Source organism: Aquimarina sp. AWH4_224 (genome assembly GCF_056160245.1).
Genome location: NZ_JBSWWU010000014.1, coordinates 66,270 through 84,603, shown reverse-complemented (window position 1 = coordinate 84,603; position 18,334 = coordinate 66,270). Strand labels below are relative to the sequence as shown.

Annotated in this window: 11 protein-coding genes; 8 read left to right on the top strand and 3 right to left on the bottom strand. The window is 36.6% G+C overall.

Annotation, left to right across the window (positions count from 1 at the left end):
• Positions 1 to 2: 2 nt before the first annotated feature.
• Genes ACXAGJ_RS21905 through tsaD form a run of 3 tightly spaced genes read right to left on the bottom strand, consistent with a single transcriptional unit; the run spans position 3 to position 2,924 of the window.
• A complete protein-coding gene (locus ACXAGJ_RS21905; protein WP_474842945.1) occupies positions 3 to 1,145 on the bottom strand; it encodes an esterase-like activity of phytase family protein in 1,143 nt (380 codons plus the stop codon).
• 52 nt (positions 1,146 to 1,197) lie between these two features.
• A complete protein-coding gene (locus ACXAGJ_RS21900) occupies positions 1,198 to 1,902 on the bottom strand; it encodes a 16S rRNA (uracil(1498)-N(3))-methyltransferase (protein WP_474842944.1) in 705 nt (234 codons plus the stop codon).
• Positions 1,902 to 2,924 (bottom strand): tRNA (adenosine(37)-N6)-threonylcarbamoyltransferase complex transferase subunit TsaD, encoded by a 1,023-nt coding sequence (gene tsaD / locus ACXAGJ_RS21895; RefSeq protein WP_474842942.1) that lies wholly within the window; start codon positions 2,922 to 2,924, stop codon positions 1,902 to 1,904. Before tsaD ends, ACXAGJ_RS21900 begins: the two co-directional genes overlap by 1 nt.
• A 126-nt stretch (positions 2,925 to 3,050) precedes the next feature.
• On the opposite strand from tsaD, the gene ACXAGJ_RS21890 reads away from it, so the two are divergent.
• The 8 genes from ACXAGJ_RS21890 (at position 3,051) to ACXAGJ_RS21855 (ending at position 18,326) form a co-directional block, all read left to right on the top strand.
• Positions 3,051 to 7,439 carry a translocation/assembly module TamB domain-containing protein gene (locus tag ACXAGJ_RS21890; RefSeq protein WP_474842940.1) on the top strand — a complete coding sequence of 1,463 codons (4,389 nt, stop codon included), beginning with the start codon at positions 3,051 to 3,053 and terminating at the stop codon, positions 7,437 to 7,439.
• A 52-nt stretch (positions 7,440 to 7,491) separates the two neighbouring features.
• Positions 7,492 to 8,478: a 6-phosphofructokinase gene (gene pfkA / locus ACXAGJ_RS21885; protein ID WP_474842938.1), complete on the top strand. Its 987-nt coding sequence runs from the start codon at positions 7,492 to 7,494 to the stop codon at positions 8,476 to 8,478.
• Between the two features lie 27 nt (positions 8,479 to 8,505).
• Positions 8,506 to 8,868: a methylglyoxal synthase gene (locus ACXAGJ_RS21880; RefSeq protein ID WP_474842995.1), complete on the top strand. Its 363-nt coding sequence runs from the start codon at positions 8,506 to 8,508 to the stop codon at positions 8,866 to 8,868.
• Between the two features lie 419 nt (positions 8,869 to 9,287).
• Entirely contained in the window at positions 9,288 to 10,382 is a 1,095-nt protein-coding gene (locus tag ACXAGJ_RS21875; RefSeq protein WP_474842936.1) for a hypothetical protein, read from the top strand.
• Between the two features lie 10 nt (positions 10,383 to 10,392).
• Entirely contained in the window at positions 10,393 to 11,832 is a 1,440-nt protein-coding gene (locus ACXAGJ_RS21870) for a hypothetical protein (RefSeq protein ID WP_474842935.1), read from the top strand.
• Between the two features lie 22 nt (positions 11,833 to 11,854).
• A complete protein-coding gene (locus ACXAGJ_RS21865; protein WP_474842933.1) occupies positions 11,855 to 12,388 on the top strand; it encodes an OmpH/Skp family outer membrane protein in 534 nt (177 codons plus the stop codon).
• On the top strand, positions 12,388 to 12,993 hold the full coding sequence (locus ACXAGJ_RS21860) for a hypothetical protein (protein WP_474842931.1): 606 nt from the start codon (positions 12,388 to 12,390) through the stop codon (positions 12,991 to 12,993). The genes ACXAGJ_RS21865 and ACXAGJ_RS21860 overlap by 1 nt, the downstream gene beginning before the upstream one ends.
• A gap of 74 nt (positions 12,994 to 13,067) precedes the next feature.
• Positions 13,068 to 18,326 carry a hypothetical protein gene (locus ACXAGJ_RS21855; protein ID WP_474842929.1) on the top strand — a complete coding sequence of 1,753 codons (5,259 nt, stop codon included), beginning with the start codon at positions 13,068 to 13,070 and terminating at the stop codon, positions 18,324 to 18,326.
• The last annotated feature ends 8 nt before the right edge of the window (positions 18,327 to 18,334 follow it).

Below are 18,334 nucleotides of genomic sequence, written 5' to 3'. Positions count from 1 at the left end.
TGTTAAGGGATAACTTTAAAGAGAATAAGCTGATTTAATTGCGGGAAAAAAGAACTAAAATTATTATCAGCTACTACTAATATGGCTCTACTTCCGTCTTCAAAAGTAGGGCCGAAGGTAATTCCTTCCAAATTGTCGACCATGGTGTTGGTTAGTTGACTTCGGATGGTCTCAAAATCAAAAAGTAATGTTTTTTCTGCTTTGACAATATTCGCTCCAGAAAGGGAAGCAATATCCAATGTATTGGAAGCTCCACTAGCATCTACTTTATAGATTTTAACAGAATTTCCTCCATCCAGATATCCCGAAGAAAAAGAGCGTTCGAGTACCAGAAATTGATCAGTATCATATTCCAGGATTTCTACCAATCCGTTTACGGTAAAATCGGTACCCAATGCCGGTGGTCGTGCTACAGGATCTAATTCGTAGGCAAATTGTCTTTCGGCCATACCAGTGGTTTTATTGACATAAGTAATTCTAACTGGAGAGTCTGTGTCTGTAAGACCAGGTTCTGGACCGTCTTCTACCAAAGGCAATTCGAAAGCGATCCAATATCCTTGTTGATCATGACTAATAGATAACCCTTCCAAAGCACCATTATGTCTTGGGCCAGTAGTGTTATCAGTAGTATTGGCGCTAAAGTTATCTGGCAGCGCAAAGCTTTTGATCTGTTGTCCCGCTGTTGTAATTTCTATTAGAGCAGGATCAATTCCATTGACTATAGAACCTTCACTTGTATATAAAATAGTATTTGTAGTAGTATCGAATCGTATTGCTTCGGGATCTACCATTCCTGTTTCGAAGGAAATTCCATCTGCATTCTTGATTTCAGTCATTTTAGATATCCCCCCATTAGTAAATCCTTGTAGCGAATAGGTGATAGCAGCTTCGTAAAATCGAATAGGTGGTGTAGAAGCATCACTTAGCAAGTACCATTTGTTGTTGTGATAATCGATACCTGATAACCCACCAAAAGGAACACCTTCAATATCTTGACTTGGGATCACAAATTCGTCGATGAATTCCAAACCACTGATCGTATTGGTATCCGTATCTGGAGCATCTGGATTTGTGTCATTATTGTTGGAAGAACAACTACATAAAAAAGTGAATAGCACCAGTGAAAATAAAGCCCCCTTTTTCATAACTATTTGATTTAGAATATAAAGATATCGATTCAAAACGAGATGCCAGTAGTTATGCATTAATGAATGCAATACTATGTACCGCAGAAATGGCTGCTGTTTCGGTTCGCAATCGAGTTGTGCCCAAGGTGATTGGAGTATAACCTGCCTTTAGTGCTATTTCAATTTCCTTATTTGAAAAGTCTCCTTCGGGCCCGATCAAAATTGTAGTATTGGTTTTGGGCTCTACAATGTTTTTTAGTAGTTCTTTTTGACCCTCTTCGCAATGCGCGATCAACAATTGTCCTTGAGGTTGCTGTTGTACAAACTCTGAAAACGAAACAGCCGGATGTAATTTTGGCAAATGATATTGTAGAGATTGCTTCATTGCACTTTGCAAAATACGTTCAAAACGCTCAGGTTTTATTACTTTTCGCTCACTATGATCACAAATAATGGGTGTGATTTCATCAATTCCGATTTCGGTTGCCTTTTCCAAAAACCATTCGTAACGATCGTTCATTTTGGTAGGAGCAACAGCCATATGCAACCGATAAGGATGCTTTGTTTGTGTTTCTCTTGAATTTATTTTTGCAATACATTGTGAAGGGTTAGAGAACATAATTTCTGCAACAAACAGTTCTCCCTTACCATTGGTGATATGCAATACATCTCCTTCTTTTTTACGTAGTACTTTGGCTATATGCTTGCTCTCCTCCCTAGTAAAGCGGATCTCTGTACTCTCGGTTTCTAACGTATGGTTATAGAAAAGTTGCATTAGATTTTTATTCTGGCTTTGGCAACTACACTCATGTCTGTAAATTCTCCTTTCAGATATTTCAAATATCCAACAATTCCTATCATTGCCGCATTATCTGTGGTATATTCAAATTTTGGAATAAAGGTTTCCCAACCAAATTTACCTTCACCTTCTTTCATGGCATTTCTGATTCCAGAATTTGCTGATACACCACCTCCGATAGCTATTCTTTTAATTCCTGTTTGTTTTGAGGCTTTCTTGAGTTTATCCACTAAGATTCCAATAATGGTATACTGCAAGGAAGCACAGATGTCGTACAAGTTCTCTTCTATAAAGTTTGGATTTTCCTTCACTTTTTTCTGAATAAAATAAAGCACCGCGGTTTTGAGTCCGCTGAAACTAAAGTTCAAATCACCTACTTTAGGTTTAGGAAACTGAAACGCTTTTGGATTTCCTTGTTGTGCATATTTATCAACCAAGGGACCACCAGGATAAGGCAAGCCTAGTAGTTTTGCACTTTTGTCAAAAGCTTCTCCCACAGCGTCATCAATGGTTTCTCCGATGACATCCATATCAAAATGATCATTGACTTGAACAATTTGCGTATGTCCACCGCTAATGGTCATCGCCAGGAATGGAAAGTTCGGTTGTTGATATCCTTCTTCTTCAATAAAATGAGCAAGGATGTGTGCTTGCATATGATTTACATCGATCAAGGGGATATCCAGAGCCAGGGCCAGGGATTTGGCAAAAGAAGTACCTACCAGCAAAGATCCCATTAGTCCAGGGCCTCTGGTAAAGGCAATGGCATTCAAATCTTTTTTGGTGATTCCTGCTTGTTTTATAGCCTGATCAATCACAGGAACGATATTTTGTTGATGTGCTCTAGAAGCCAATTCAGGCACAACACCACCGTATTGTTCGTGTATTTTTTGAGAGGCTACAACATTTGATAAAACTTTTCCGTTGCATAATATAGCAGCAGAGGTATCATCGCATGAGGACTCAATACCCAGGATGTATATTTTTTGTGGATTCATTATGAGGAAAAGGGCATAGAAATTGTTAATATTGTCAGCAAAGTTAAAACAATAAAGCATATCAAAAAATTTCGGAAAATATTACTTAGGGTATTTCTTACCCTTTTGTCGCTATTTGCATTTTTAGTGATTGTATTTTCTGTTCCTGCTGTTCAAACTTTTTTTGGAGATAAAATCACCAATAATCTTAAAGAAAAAAATAACGTAGATATTACTATTGGTAGATTAGGGCTTACCTATGCCGGTAAAGTGAGTCTTAAAGAAGTATTGGTAAAAGATCATCATAATGATACTTTGATGTATGCCGGCGAAATTGAAACTTCGGTAGGGAATATTAATGATATTTCTAATGGCCAACCAGAGATAGGAGATGTATCCATAGAAGATCTTGTTTTCAAAATGAAAATGTATAAGGATGAAAAGTCGGATAACCTCATGACTTTAATCCGCAAATTCGAAAGTGATAACCCTTCTTCCGGTAAACGTTTTTTATTGACTACACAAGCCATTACCATTACTAATGGAAGGTTTAGCTTCACGGATGAGAATCTAAATAACCCAGAAGTGATTGATTACCATGATATTGCTCTGGATGCTGAAAATTTGATGGTCGACGGACCTGATGTATATTTGAATATCAACGCACTGGGGTTAAAAGATCAAAGAGGGCTTAATATTTCAAAGTTACAAACGTGTTTTTCTATCAAACCGGAAGAAATGAATTTTCAGGAGTTAGTGATAGAAACTCCGGATTCTAAGATTCAAGGAGAAATATTGTTTTCATACAAGGTTGGTGGACTCAGTAATTTTGAAAATGAGGTAAATATCAAAGCTGATTTTGATAAGGCCAGTGTATCCACAAATGATCTAATTCCTTTTTATGGCGGATTTGGAAGAAATCAACAGTTTAGATTAAAAAACACCTCGGTGCAAGGAGTATTGAATGATTTCAAAGTAGTTAACGCTAATATTACGGGATTAGACAGATCTATAGTAAAAGGAAATATTAGAATTAAGAATGCAGTTTCAGACGCTACAAAGTTTGAGCTCGAGGGAGATTTTGATGATATTACCACGAATTACTATGACCTTATCAATCTTATGCCCAAGGTTCTGGGAGAAGCGCTTCCTAAACAATTATACCAATTTGGTAGCGTAAAAGCTATAGGTAATGCTTCGGTGACTACCAAAGCGGTAGATATGGATATGGATTTGATATCTCAACTCGGGAAAATAAATGCATTTGTTTTACTAGAAAATCTGGATGATATCCGGACATCTACCTATAATGGAAATGTAATTTCGAGTAACTTCAATGTAGGGCAATTGTTGGGATTAAAAACGGTAGGGAATGCAGGATTTGATATTCATGTTGATGGTAGCGGTTTTACCCTGGAAAGTTTGGATACCAAGATAGAAGGGGATATCAATAAACTTGAAATTAATAACTATACGTATACAAAGCTTAAAGCTATAGGAAACCTAAAAGACCGTGTTTTTGATGGGGAACTAGATTCCAGAGATCCTAATATCAGGTTTGCTTTTAACGGGGTTGCTGATTTATCTCAAGAAATTAATAATTATGATTTTGTAGCTCAAGTGGACCATGTCGATTTGAATAAACTGAACATCTTTACTCGAGATGAGGTGTCTGTGTTTAATGGGGACGTATTCATGAAAATGAAAGGGACCAATATCAATGATGCCTTTGGTACCATTTCGTTTGCAAAAACCTTGTATGCCAATCAGGACGCAAATTATTATTTTGAAGATTTTGATATCACTTCAAGTTTCGACGATCAAAATGTACGCACCATCACCATCAATAGCCCAGATATTATTCAAGGGAGTGTAAAAGGGATTTTTCGGTTCGAGAATGTGTACGATTTGTTTAGAAATTCTGTAGGTAGTCTATATACTAATTTTGAAGCGACCGAAATTACAGATGACGAGTTTATGGAGTTTGATTTCAATATTTACAATAAGATTGTAGATGTTTTTTACCCCGAAATTCAGTTCGCACCTAATACGGTTATAAAGGGTCGAGTAGAAAGTAATGAATCTGAATTTAAACTCACTTTTAAATCACCGGCTATCCGAGCATTTGGCAATTTGATGGAAGAAGTGGACATCCAAATTGATAATAAGAACCCATTATTCAATACTTACGTTGCTGTCGATAGTATAGCCTCCAGAAACTATGGATTATCAGAGTTTAGTTTGATTAATGTAACCCTCAAGGATACTTTGTTTATGCACTCCGAATTTAAGGGAGGCAAAAACAATGCGGATAACTTCAACCTAGAGTTTTATCATACCATCAACCAGGAAAATAATTCGGTGATTGGATTTAGAAAATCGGACCTTACCTACAAGGGGCATACCTGGTTTGTAAATCGAGATAAAAACAAAAACAATAATAAGATCATTTTTGATAATGATTTCAACAATATTGATATCCAATCCCTGATATTTAATTATAAAGATGAGGAAATAAAGGTGAATGGAATTGTTGAAGGGAAATACCATAAGGATGTAAAAGCCACTTTTCGGAATGTAGATTTAAATAAAATTACTCCTAGAATAGATAGTCTTAGTTTCGGTGGAAGAGTTGATGGAGAGTTAACTGTCTTGCAGGAGAATGGAGAGTATTATCCCAATTCAACAATTAGTGTAGATGGCCTTGCTATCAACGAAACATTATTAGGGGATTTAAGGATTGACGTAGCAGGAAACGACGATTTAACCGAATATAATATAAATACCCAATTAACAGATAATGGTAATCATCAAAGTCTGTCCGCTTTGGGCACTATTAATGTTTCAGACAAGGGATCTAACATAGATGTAGATGTAGATCTGGATCGTTTTAATATTGCAGAGTTTAGTGCTTTGGGAGGGATTGTAGTATCCAATATACGAGGGTATGTTTCGGGAGATGCTAAGATCTCAGGAAGTTTTAAAAACCCTTCGATAGATGGGGCGCTCCAATTAAATCAAGCAGGGCTTACAGTGCCTTACTTGAATGTTGATTTGGATTTTGCCGAGAATTCCAGAGTTGTTTTAGAAAAACAGCGGTTTAATTTTGATGATATTGATATCATTGATACCAAGTACTATACCCAAGGTGTATTGAGTGGATATATAGGGCATCGACAATTCTCCAAGTGGGAAATTGGATTGAACTTACTTGCGCCTGATCGATTATTAGTATTAGATACCGAAGAAGACGAAGAGTCTTTGTATTACGGAACTGGTTTTATCAGTGGAGATGCTCAAATACAAGGGCCTACAGATCGTTTGGTAATTGATGTGAACGCTACTACCGAAGAAGGTACGGTCTTCAAAATCCCATTAAACGAGAGTGAATCTATTGGAGACAATTCTTTTATACATTTTTTGAGTCCCGAAGAAAAACGTGCACGACTAGAAGGAAAAGAAATCATATTAGACGATGTAAAAGGGTTAGAACTTAATTTTGATCTGGATGTGAATAATAATGCCGAGGTAGAAATTGTGATCAATAAAGAAAATGGAAGTTCTTTGAAAGGAAGAGGAGCGGGTACTTTACTTATTGAGATCAATACCAACGGTAAGTTCAATATGTGGGGGGATTTTGTAGCATATGAAGGGACTTATAATTTCAGATATGGTGCTTTTGTAGAGAAATTGTTTTCCGTTCGGGATGGAGGAACCATTGTCTGGGATGGCAGTCCAACCAGGGCATTGTTGGATCTTAGTGCAGTCTATAAAACTGAAGCCAACCCTGCCATTTTATTAGAAAATGCTTCGATAAATCGAAAGATTCCTGTCGAAGTGGTAGTGGATTTACAGGGAGAATTGATACAACCTAATCTTAATTTTAATATCGAATTCCCGAATTTGAGTTCTGTGGTAAAAAGTGAATTAGATTATAAGTTGAGCGACCAATCCAATAGAGAACTACAAGCGTTATCTCTGGTGTCACAAGGACAGTTTTATAGTGACGAAACCCTTAACCCAAACACAATAACAGGAGGATTGGTAGCAGAAAGAGCATCGAGTCTATTTAATAACTTACTGTCTGATGATGATGATAAGTTTCAGGTAGGGGTAAATTATGTGCAGGGAGTAAGAACCCTGGATCAGGAAAATGCAGATCAGTTCGGTCTTACCCTTTCGACACAAATCAATAATAAAATTTTGATAAATGGTCGAGTAGGGGTGCCAATAGGAGGTACGGATCAGTCTACCGTGGTGGGTGATGTAGAAATCGAATATCTGTTTAATGAAGATGGATCGTTAAGAGGAAAAGTATTTAATCGGCAAAATGATATACAGTTTATTGGGGCACAAAACCAAGGATATGAACAAGGTTTAGGATTGTCCTATTCTGTAGATTTCGATAATTTTGGAGAGCTATGGCAGAAGGTATTCAAAGGAAAAAAGAAACCAAAAGACTCGATTGCGAAGCCAGTGGATACTACCAAAATAGAGGCCCCGGATTTTATTAACTTTACCGAGAAGAATAAGTAAATTATTTTTCAGACTTTTATTAGATACAAAACCAACTAAACAACAAAAATAAATGGCAAAAGAGATCAGAACGATTGGGGTGATGACCTCTGGAGGGGATGCTCCTGGAATGAATGCAGCGATCCGTGCGGTAGCAAGGGCTTGTGCGTATTACAATGTAAAATGTATTGGGTTTTATAGAGGGTATCAAGGAATGATCGAGGGCGATTATTGCGAAATGAACGCTCGTAGTGTACGTAATATCATAAGCCAGGGTGGAACCATCTTAAAGTCGGCCAGGTCTGAAGAATTTCGAACCAAAGAAGGAAGAAAAAAAGCAATGGATCACCTTAAGAAACTTGGGATAGATGCTATGGTATTGATTGGTGGTGATGGGACCTTTAGAGGAGGGCAAATTTTTAGTGAAGAATATGATATTCCTGTTATTGGAGTACCAGGGACTATTGATAATGATATTTCAGGAACAAATTATACGATTGGGTATGATACAGCTTTAAATACAGTGATCGATGCTATTGACAAGATTCGTGATACTGCTAGTTCTCATGATCGATTGTTTTTTATCGAGGTAATGGGGCGTGATGCTGGTTTTATTGCTTTAAATAGTGGTGTAGGAGCAGGAGCCGAAGAAATCTTAATTCCTGAGGAAGACCTTGGTTTGGATCGATTGCTGGAATCTTTAAAACGAAGTAAACGTTCAGGAAAATCTTCGAGTATTGTTGTAGTAAGTGAAGGAGATAAGATCGGAAAAAACGTATATGAACTTGCCGATTATGTAACCGAAAATCTACCGGATTATGACGTCCGAGTTACAGTGTTGGGTCATATGCAAAGAGGAGGATCACCAAGTTGTTTTGACCGTACTTTGGCAAGCCGACTATGCGTAAAAGCAGTTGAACTGCTATTGGATGGTGAAAAAAATGTAATGGTTGGACTCATCGATAATAAGGTAACCGCTACCAGTTTTGATGAAGGACTCTCTAGTGAACATGAAATTAACAAAGAACTATTACGCATTTCAGATATTCTGTCTACTTAATTTTCTGTTTTTATTCTATACCTTATGATGACAATTGCAATTATAGCCCACGATGGTAAAAAGGCAGAAATGGTGCAGTTTCTTAACGAACACCAAAGCATACTAAGCGACAAAAATATTAGACTAGTATCTACAGGTACTACTGGCGAAAAGGCCAAAAGAGCTGGTTTTGAGGTGTTTCCTTATCTTTCCGGACCATTAGGCGGAGATGCACAAATAGCTTCAGATGTTGCAGAGAAAAAGGTGGATATGGTAATTTTCTTCAGGGATCCATTAGCAAAACATCCACATGAACCGGATATTTTTATGTTAATGCGACTGTGTGATGTGTATAATGTACCACTAGCTACAAATCCTGCTACTGCCGAGTTGCTACTCAAAGGATTGTAATATCTGGATTCACTTTTTATTTAAATACTTTTCTTTCTGGCGGAAATCATCCTTCACAAAGGAAAGTTATCTACAAGATTAATGATGTTTGTTTTTTAAATGATTTCATATTCAGTAAGATATCATTTATAGACAGCTAGTGTCGTTAGTAAATTATTAACAGTCTTCGATATCCGTGATTTAACGTCTTCAGCTTTTTTATATTTGCCCCTTCTTCTTGAACACCCCAAAATAGAAGGAAAGTAATTATGGTTTAGCACTATTATGTAATCAAACTTTGACCAGTGATTTTTATTTTTTTTAGGAAAACTAAAAAAAATGAAAAAACAGGGTAACATAGTTAGCGGTTGTTACATAAATAGAAGTTAAACGATAATTAAAGGGAAAACATTTACATCATTTTATAAACTAAGGTATAGATGAATAGTACACTCATTCGAAAATCAATGCTAATTGGATGTTTGATATTTTTATATTCTTCGATTGCATCAGCGCAGGTAGTAATTAATCCTGCTTCGGGAAGAATAATGGATATCGATACAGATTTTGTATTCAGACTTACAGAAAAAGGATATAATAGACCCATACTACAATCAGGATGGTTATCCGGAGTTGGGGATTTTTTAGCGATCAAACATGGAGGTTCAAATACAGAGGCAACTACCTATGGTTTTCGTATTAGTGATGCCAGAGGATTTGAATTTGGTAAAAACGATTTTGGATCTACATTTTTTAAAGTAAATACTAATGGGAATGTAGGGATAGGTACTTCAAATCCAGGAATCGAATTCGACGTAAGAGGTAGGGTTCAGTTTCATAGTTTAGGTAACACAAATAATTTCTTGCATTTTGATTATGACTCCAACGGAAACAAATTAAGGAGTTATGGAACCAATCTTTTTTTAGAAACCCGAAATATTACCGAAAACATAGAGTTTCGAACAAACAATTCTGCAAATTCATTAATGATAGTGAAGGGGAATGGAAATGTAGGAATTGGAACAACGGATCCACAGGATAAATTGCAGGTTAGAGGAAATTTAAGGTTAGATGGAGGATATAGTAATGATGAAATTAGGTTTGAATCACAAAATGGCTTTCATAGAATAGCTTTTAGACAGTTACGATTTTATGATTGGGATGGTGGAGGAGATAATCTCACCATTAATAATGGTAGTGTAGGAATAGGCACGACCACACCAGACGCCAAGCTTGCAGTAAACGGTAATATCCATGCCAAAGAAGTAAAAGTAGATTTGGTAGGTTGGCCAGATTATGTATTCGAAAATACGTATCAATTACCAACACTAGAACAAGTAGAAACTCATATCAAAGAAAAAGGACACCTGCAAAATATCCCATCTGCTCAAGAAGTAGCAGAAAATGGGATAGAATTGGGTGTAATGAATAAAAAACTACTGGAGAAGATAGAGGAACTTACTTTGTATACTATCCAACAGCAAAAGGAAATAGAAGATTTAAAAGAAATTGTAACAAAATTGATAAAGCAATAACAGAGAAACGATGAAAAAAATAATTGTATTTGGTTTACTACTAATTTCTAGTGGTGTGGTTACAGCGCAACAATGGAATCCATCAGGAGATAATACTACTTCAGGAAATGTGATTGTACAAAATCCTCAAAATACTTCGGCAGTAAGCATACTATCCTGGCAAAATAATATTGCCAGAATCAGGATTGGTGGAGATGGAGTTGGTGCTGATAATGGTTTTATGTTTCAAGGGGTAGGAGATAAAAACCTACTTCGCATTATGAATGGAGGAAATATTGGTATTGGTACAACGAATCCATTTACTCCCTTGCATGTTAAGTCATCCCTAGATGGAGTAGTTACTTTTCAGACAGAAGATAACACATGGCTATATACCAATTGGATGGATAATGCCGGTACTCGAAAGGCATGGATGGGGTTAGGTGCAGATCTATCTTCTTTTAATATTAATGTAGAAAACGGGACTAATAAAATACTTTTTAACGGTGGAAATGTTGGGATAGGAATGACTGATCCCAAAGAAAAGCTAGAAGTGATTGGAACCGCTCTGATCAGTTCGAGAAATACCAGAGGTAGTGTAAAACTTAAGTTAGAGCGAGGAACAGAAGGCAAAGATGCAGCTGTGATTTCGTTTGGACAAAATAATAGTAGTATTTGGCATACCGGATTATTGTATTACGGAGGAAACCCTTCACCTAACTTTTACATTAGTCAAAATAATGCTATTGTTGATGGAAATGGACAAGCGGTGCATACCCCAGAATTTACAATAGATCAAAATGGAGATGTAGGTATCGGAACAATTTCACCATCTGCAAAACTTGAAGTAAGAGGTGATGCTTTGGTGAATAATTTCAACACCAGAGGAAGTGCTATTCTTAAAATAGACCGGGGAACTCAAGGAAAAGACGCTGCAGTTGTTTCTTTTGGTGAAAATAACAATTACACTTGGCATACAGGATTATTATACAATGGTGGAGCACTTACTCCTGATTTTTACATCAGTCAAAAAAATCTTATCAGAGATGGAAATGGACAAGCTGTTCATACTCCTGAACTTGCCATAACGAAAAACGGAATGGTTGGAATAGGAACCACAACACCAGATGCTAAACTCGCTGTAAATGGTGTAATCCATGCCAAAGAAGTAAAAATAGACCTAGTAGGTTGGCCAGATTATGTTTTTGAGAATGAATACGAATTACCAACATTGGATCAAGTGGAAGCACATATCAAAGAAAAAGGACACCTACAAAACATTCCATCAGCTCAAGAAGTAGCAGAAAATGGAATTGAACTTGGGGAGATGAATAAAAAGTTGTTGGAGAAGATTGAGGAATTAACTCTGTATACTATTTCTCAAGAAAAACAAATACAAGAACAAAACAAAAAGAATCAGGAATTAGAAGACAGGTTGAAAAAGATTGAAACCCTGTTATCTCAAAACTAAATACACTTAATAGTAAATACACATGAATAAACTAGCCTTACCCATCGCAATTATAGCATTAATAGCTTCTGTAGCCTCTTTTTTCTATCTACAATCTTCTTCGGAGTTGGTGTATGTAGATGTTAATAAACTTTTAGATGGATATAAACGTACAAAAGTGGTGAAAACAGAATTTGATGAAAAAGCAAAGACCATGAAAGCAAATGTAGATAGTCTGGTAGCGAATTGGCAAAATGAACTGAAAGTTTATGAAAAAGAACGTAGTTCGATGACCAAAAAAGAATTGGAATTAAAACAAGAGTTACTAGGAAATAAACAGCAGCAGATCAATAACTATCAACAAGCGGTACAGAAACAGTTGATGGAGGAGGATAAAAAGGTGACGCAAACGGTAATTAATGACATTAATGACTTTGTAAAAGAATACGGGAAAGCAAATGGATACAAAGTGATTTTTGGAGCTACCGGTAATGGTACCATTATGTACGGAGAATCCTCTGCTGACCTTACCGAAGAAGTACTGGAACAACTTAACGCCGAATTTGAAGGAAAGTAATGTATAGAACAATAATTGGGATCCTATGTATGTGCTTGGCTTTTGGATGCAGCATCAAATCTTTTGATACTGCCGAAGCCTTGCAGCTTTATATCCAGCAACCAGAGAATGAGTACGTATACACTAAGACCGTGAATGGTGTTGATTTTTCCGTCTTATATAAACCTACAGATTTGTTGGTTGATCAGGAACTGGAAGATCATATGTCTGTAGAAGTTGTCGACAGTCTACGCGATAAGTACAAGAAGTATATGTATTTCACTATATCGATGTCCAAAAACAATCAAGAGTTGTTAAGCAATGTTGCAAGCAACAAACAACGTTTTGGAGCCATGGTGAATGAGTTGGCTTTTGGGATGGAACGGAAAGTACATCTCTATACACCCCAAAAGGATACGGTCGCATTGGCGGATTATATTTATCCAAGGATGTATGGTATGAGTAGCGCGACTACAATGTTATTTGTTTATCCTAAAAATAACATAGTAACAAATGAAGAGTTCGTGACACTTAGTATAGAAGACCTTGGATTTTACACTGGGGAAGTGAAGTTTAAAATCCCAACCAAAATAATAGCAAACGAACCTAGAATACAATTCAACTAAGCAAAAAGAAAGAAGAAAGGGGAGAGGATTCATGATCTTCATACCTCATACATCGCACTAAAAACAAAAATCTGATGAAGAAAACCGACACCAAATTCTCGCATAGAGTTATTGCGATCTTTTTCACATTAACATTTTTACAAACACTCATCCCATATAATCAATTATGGGCTAATAATAACGGACCTAATGCGCCAGAAGCGGCTTCGTTTGAACCCGTAGATGCTACTGATATGGTCAATTTATTAACTGGGGATTTTAGTTATGTACTCCCCTTGTTAAATGTACCTTCCCCAGAAGGAGGGTATCCATTGGCTCTGTCTTATCACTCTGGAATTGCAATGGATCAAGAAGCTTCTTGGGTAGGTTTAGGGTGGTCTTTAAATCCAGGAGCAATTAATAGAAGCGTAAATGGATACCCAGATGATTATAAAGGAGGAAGGATAAAAGAGTTTATGTTCGATCGTGAACGACAAGACGAATCTTACGCGCTATCTGTAGGGTATGGAGCAGGTGCCTTCTCTGTAGGTTTAGGATTTTCCTGGGGTAGTAATCAAAGTTTCGGAGGTCAAGTAAGTGTTGGGGTTGGAATGCAAAATCCGGATGGAAGTAGTTTAGGAATTAATGCTTCGGCAGGAACCAATGGAGCATCGATAGGAATAGGAGGTACTTTTGCTAATGGGCTTTCCCTAGGGGCTAACATATCAAGTGACGGTACGGTTGGAGGTTCAGTAGGTTTTAATAATAATGGTCAAGGGTTTTCTGTAGGGGCTAATACAGAAGGAACATTTTCTACTGGATTTTCTTCGGGAATTGGGAATGACAATATTGGTACTCTGGGTTTTAGTATTTCATCAGCTGGTGTAGGAATTAATGCATCAGTGACCAATAGAACAGCAAAACAAGGAAAAGATGGAAAAACCAGCTACTCCGTAGATGGTGGAGCAGGAGTAGGGATAAACTTTGCAATGAATTCTTCTGTTACTATGGGAGATTACACAGTTTCTTCAAGTGGTTATACAATACCTATAATGATTCCTACTCCAGTGGGGATTTTTAATCTTAGTTTCGGTAAGAATAAAGTGAAATATCACTTGGCTTCTGGGGATATAGATTTAGTTTATGGACCATTATATTATCATGAATTCGGAAGTGAAAACTCATACAAATTTATGGATAACTATGAGTTCACTGTAGAACAAGGAAAATTTTCTACTGCTTTAAGTTGGGAAAAATTGAATGCTATTTTCCCAAGTTATGATAAGTACCAAGTCCAAGCACAAGGTCTTTCTGGAAGTATGCACCCAAGATTACTGGAAAATGGAAAGATATATGGTCAAAATTCAGATGGATTTAATGAAAGAAACGTTCGTATGACTCATTTGGCTAACCAAGGAACTTCATCCTTTGGATATAGCCAAAGTAGCCCTCATATTAGATTTCAAGGAAAACCGTTCTTCTACTTTGATAATGAAATAAGTAGTCACCTGGATGTGCAAAAAGCAAATTTTACTGAAAGTAAGACGAATACTTATATTCTTGATCAGTATCAAGGAGGCGTAGAAGGATTGCCAAAGCGTAGAAGAAAAACAGCAAATTACATAGAGTATTTTACCAATAAGGAAATTTTGGAAAATGAAGCTAATGTAATTTCCAATGGGTATATCAAACCTAGTGCTACAGGATTTAATAGATCCTCTGCGCCGAGTGATGGTGTAGGAGCATTTACGGTGACGGCCGCAGATGGTAAAACGTATCACTATTCGCTGCCGGTATACAACCATGAAATAATAACCAGAACGTTCAATTTGATTGCTAATAGACCAGAAAGTGACTCTTACCGACAGAAAAGTCAGCTAGAACCATATGCAACGCATTGGTTACTAACAGCCGTAACTGGTCCAGACTATGTAGATAGTAATGGTAATGGATCTGTGGATACTCAAGATTATGGTTATTGGGTGAGTTTTGAATATGGTAAGTGGACGGATAATTTTATTTGGAAAGCTCCTTATGGTAAAGATTATTTTGAAACAAATGAAGAATTTGCCTCCAGTGTAAGAGAAAAAACATGGATTAGAGGAAGAAAAGATATCTACTATTTAGACATGGTAAAGACAAGAACCCATTCAGCAGTCTTTATTAAGTCTGAAAGAAATGATGCAAGATCCGAAGGATGGAATTACAAAGCAGTTGGGAATTTTGCCTCTCAAGGCTTCGAGTATAAAACGAGATTTAATGTGCCTGCTCAGAAATCATTAAAGTTATCAAAGATTATTTTACTGAAAAATGAAGATGTACAAATTAATAAAGCTTTTGGACCATCTCAACACGGATATGTGGATATTGATTTTACTCTTTCAGGAAGTGGAGGAGTAAAACGTTCGTATTTCGCTTTGAAAGATAATGTGATCGATATTCAGGATAACTGGGAATCTCTTACTGATAAATCTCTGAAAGAAATCGATTTTATAACCGATTACAGTCTGGTAAATTCAAGCCCAAATAGTACTTCAGGAAGACTTACCCTAAACGAAGTGAATTTTAAAGGAAAAAAAGGAGCACAACTTGTACCTCCGTATAAGTTTGGATACATCAATTCTCCAAGCTATGTTTTTGATATAGAAGATCAGGATAGATTTGGGTATTATAAACATAATAATAGTTTATGGTCTTTGAATGAAATCACAACACCTCAAGGAGGAAAAATAGCTATGGATTATGTAACCAAAAAGTTCACTCCGGTAGTAACTTCAAGAGTTCAGTTCAGAATAGGGCATGCAGTAGATGACAATAAACATATCGCTAGCGTTCAAAGTTTGTCTCAAGAAACTTTTACAATTGAAACAAAAAGTGATTACGGAATAAGTGTAGGTACAGATGGTTTAGAGATTGACTTTGAAGAAGAGGATTGTGATGGAGTTCAACTAAGTTCTAGCAGATATAGAGGTACAGGAAGGGTAATTCAAGATTTGTCTACTGCTGATAAATTTAAATATGTAGTAAAGGGAACGGGAACTTGGACTCATAATTCTTATCCTACTGATTGTGGAGATGGACAATATACAGGGGACGAGTATTTAGGTATTGTTTTTTTTACTCAAAATGAGATTGAGCAGGGTGGAATCGCTGTTTCTGAGCTCACTGTTACCGATGGTATTGATGAATACATTACAGAGTATTCATATAACAATGCTCAAAGTAAAGGATATGTTACATATTTACCAGAAGCTCCTAATCTTAGTTCAGAAGTGCCTTATAGTTCTGAGTTGCCTGCTCCAAAGGTGATGTACGAAAATGTGACCGTACAAAACCACGGAAAGAATCGAGCGGCTAATTCATATACAACATATAAGTTTAATGTTATCAAAAGTAAAAGTGAGAGTGAAATCAAATTTGGTGATTTTTACGAATTAACTTTTACAGATAAAACAATTAGAAATACGGCATATACTTTAGGAAAAGATGTGGTATTGAGAGACATAAATGTTAAAGATAATTTTGCTGCAATTGGTCAATTGTTGGAGGTAAAGACGTACAATTCCAAAGATCAATTATTAAATAGTGTTCAAAACATTTATTATGCTCCAGGAGAAACACCAGATTTGAAGGGAGTGGTTAAACAATCCTATCAGTCTTATAAAGATATTAGAAATAAATTTGCAAGTGATAAGGATAAATGGGTGATTACTTCGTCTTCCAGAACAGAATATCCAAATTTGTTGGCGGCTACGATACAGACTTTTGGTGGGCACACATATCGAACGGATTTCGGGCAGTTGGATGATGTTTTAGGATCACATTTAGAAACAACAACTACTTCTTCTAGTGGAGAAAAGATGATGGTTAAGACTATTCCCGCCTTTAGAATACCTGAATATTCTGGAGGAGTGAATAACATTGGAACTTATAATATGGGTAGTAAAGTCGATAATATTACCAATAAAAATATGCTTAGTCAAAATGCCGCTAGTTTAACCAAAATACAACAAACCTCAGGGACTTGGAAGGTGCTAGATGCCGAAATCAGTACCTGGAGTAATCAGTGGAAGTATAGAGGATATAATGGTGAAATTAATTACCCAGAAGATGATCAAACAGCAGCAGAAAAGATCTGGCGTAAACATAAGACCTATGTTTGGGATGGTGATTTAGATAATGATGGAACCTATTTAGGGTATTCGGGGGATTTTGATAATTTCAAATGGGGTATTAATGAAGCACAGACAAATTCAAAATGGATACACACATCTTCTGTAGATTTATATGATCGTTTCTCGACACCATTAGAGGTCTCTGATATTAATGGGAATAAAGTTTCCACAAAAATGGGAGATAAAGATGGAAAGGTATTGTCCAATGCTAACGCGGCATATACAGAAGCATTTTATAGTGGAGCCGAATACATACATTCAAAGAACACTGGATATTTTGATGGTGAAATTAGATCCACAGGTCGCTCTTTAGATAAGGCTCATACTGGTAAATATTCTGTAAAAACAGCAGCTAATGTTCAAGGGTTTAGAACATTTATGCAGTCTGGACAGCATCGATCAGGAAGATATAAAGTCTCTGTATGGGTTGATAAAGCAAATTATACTAAAGCTAGAATAAATACTGGTAGTGGTAATGTATCATTTAATGGAGAAATCATCCCCGCAGGGAGTTGGGTTTTAATGAATCACTATTTTGACGTTTTATCTAGCGAAGGAAAAGCAATTTTTGTAACCTCTACGGGAACTACTTATTTTGACGATTTCAGATTACATCCGGTAGAATCAGGGATGACGAGTTATGTGTATAATGAATGGGATGAACTAAGTCATATTATTGGATCAAATAATCTTGCGATTCAATATGAATATGATGATGTAGGAAGATTAAAGAAAACCTATTCCGAAGTTGTTGATGCTCCTGGGATAATTGGTGGATTCAAACTAACAGATGAGATCAATTACAACTACAGTGGTGAGAATAGTACTTCAACAGTAAGTGCTCCGCCACCTCCGCCTCCAGTGAATCTTAGTTTAGGTATTGGCAATATTAATGTTTCGAGTACGACAATTACGGCTTATGTTTCGGGGGGTAGTGGAGATTACGAATATCGTTGGGCAGTAAGTACTACAAATAATTCCAATTTAACCTATGGATCCTGGACAAGTTCCAACACTCGGAGTTTATATACAGAATGTGGTGAGTTTGGTCGTCGGTATTATGGTTGTATAGTTCGAGACAAGGTTACGGGTCAATCAGTTACTCGTATAGGTACTCATCAGCGTCAAAATTGCTCAGGTGGTGGTGGTCCAATTTTAGAAGAAATCAATCAACAATAATTAAGCTA

Bases quoted from the DNA above. Each gene is read 5' to 3' on its own strand.
- ACXAGJ_RS21905 (WP_474842945.1), bottom strand. From the start codon at position 1,145: ATGAAAAAGGGGGCTTTATTTTCACTGGTGCTATTCACTTTTTTATGT.
- ACXAGJ_RS21900 (WP_474842944.1), bottom strand. From the start codon at position 1,902: ATGCAACTTTTCTATAACCATACGTTAGAAACCGAGAGTACAGAGATC.
- tsaD (WP_474842942.1), bottom strand. From the start codon at position 2,924: ATGAATCCACAAAAAATATACATCCTGGGTATTGAGTCCTCATGCGAT.
- pfkA (WP_474842938.1), top strand. From the start codon at position 7,492: ATGGCAAAAGAGATCAGAACGATTGGGGTGATGACCTCTGGAGGGGAT.
- ACXAGJ_RS21880 (WP_474842995.1), top strand. From the start codon at position 8,506: ATGACAATTGCAATTATAGCCCACGATGGTAAAAAGGCAGAAATGGTG.
- ACXAGJ_RS21875 (WP_474842936.1), top strand. From the start codon at position 9,288: ATGAATAGTACACTCATTCGAAAATCAATGCTAATTGGATGTTTGATA.
- ACXAGJ_RS21870 (WP_474842935.1), top strand. From the start codon at position 10,393: ATGAAAAAAATAATTGTATTTGGTTTACTACTAATTTCTAGTGGTGTG.
- ACXAGJ_RS21865 (WP_474842933.1), top strand. From the start codon at position 11,855: ATGAATAAACTAGCCTTACCCATCGCAATTATAGCATTAATAGCTTCT.
- ACXAGJ_RS21860 (WP_474842931.1), top strand. From the start codon at position 12,388: ATGTATAGAACAATAATTGGGATCCTATGTATGTGCTTGGCTTTTGGA.
- ACXAGJ_RS21855 (WP_474842929.1), top strand. From the start codon at position 13,068: ATGAAGAAAACCGACACCAAATTCTCGCATAGAGTTATTGCGATCTTT.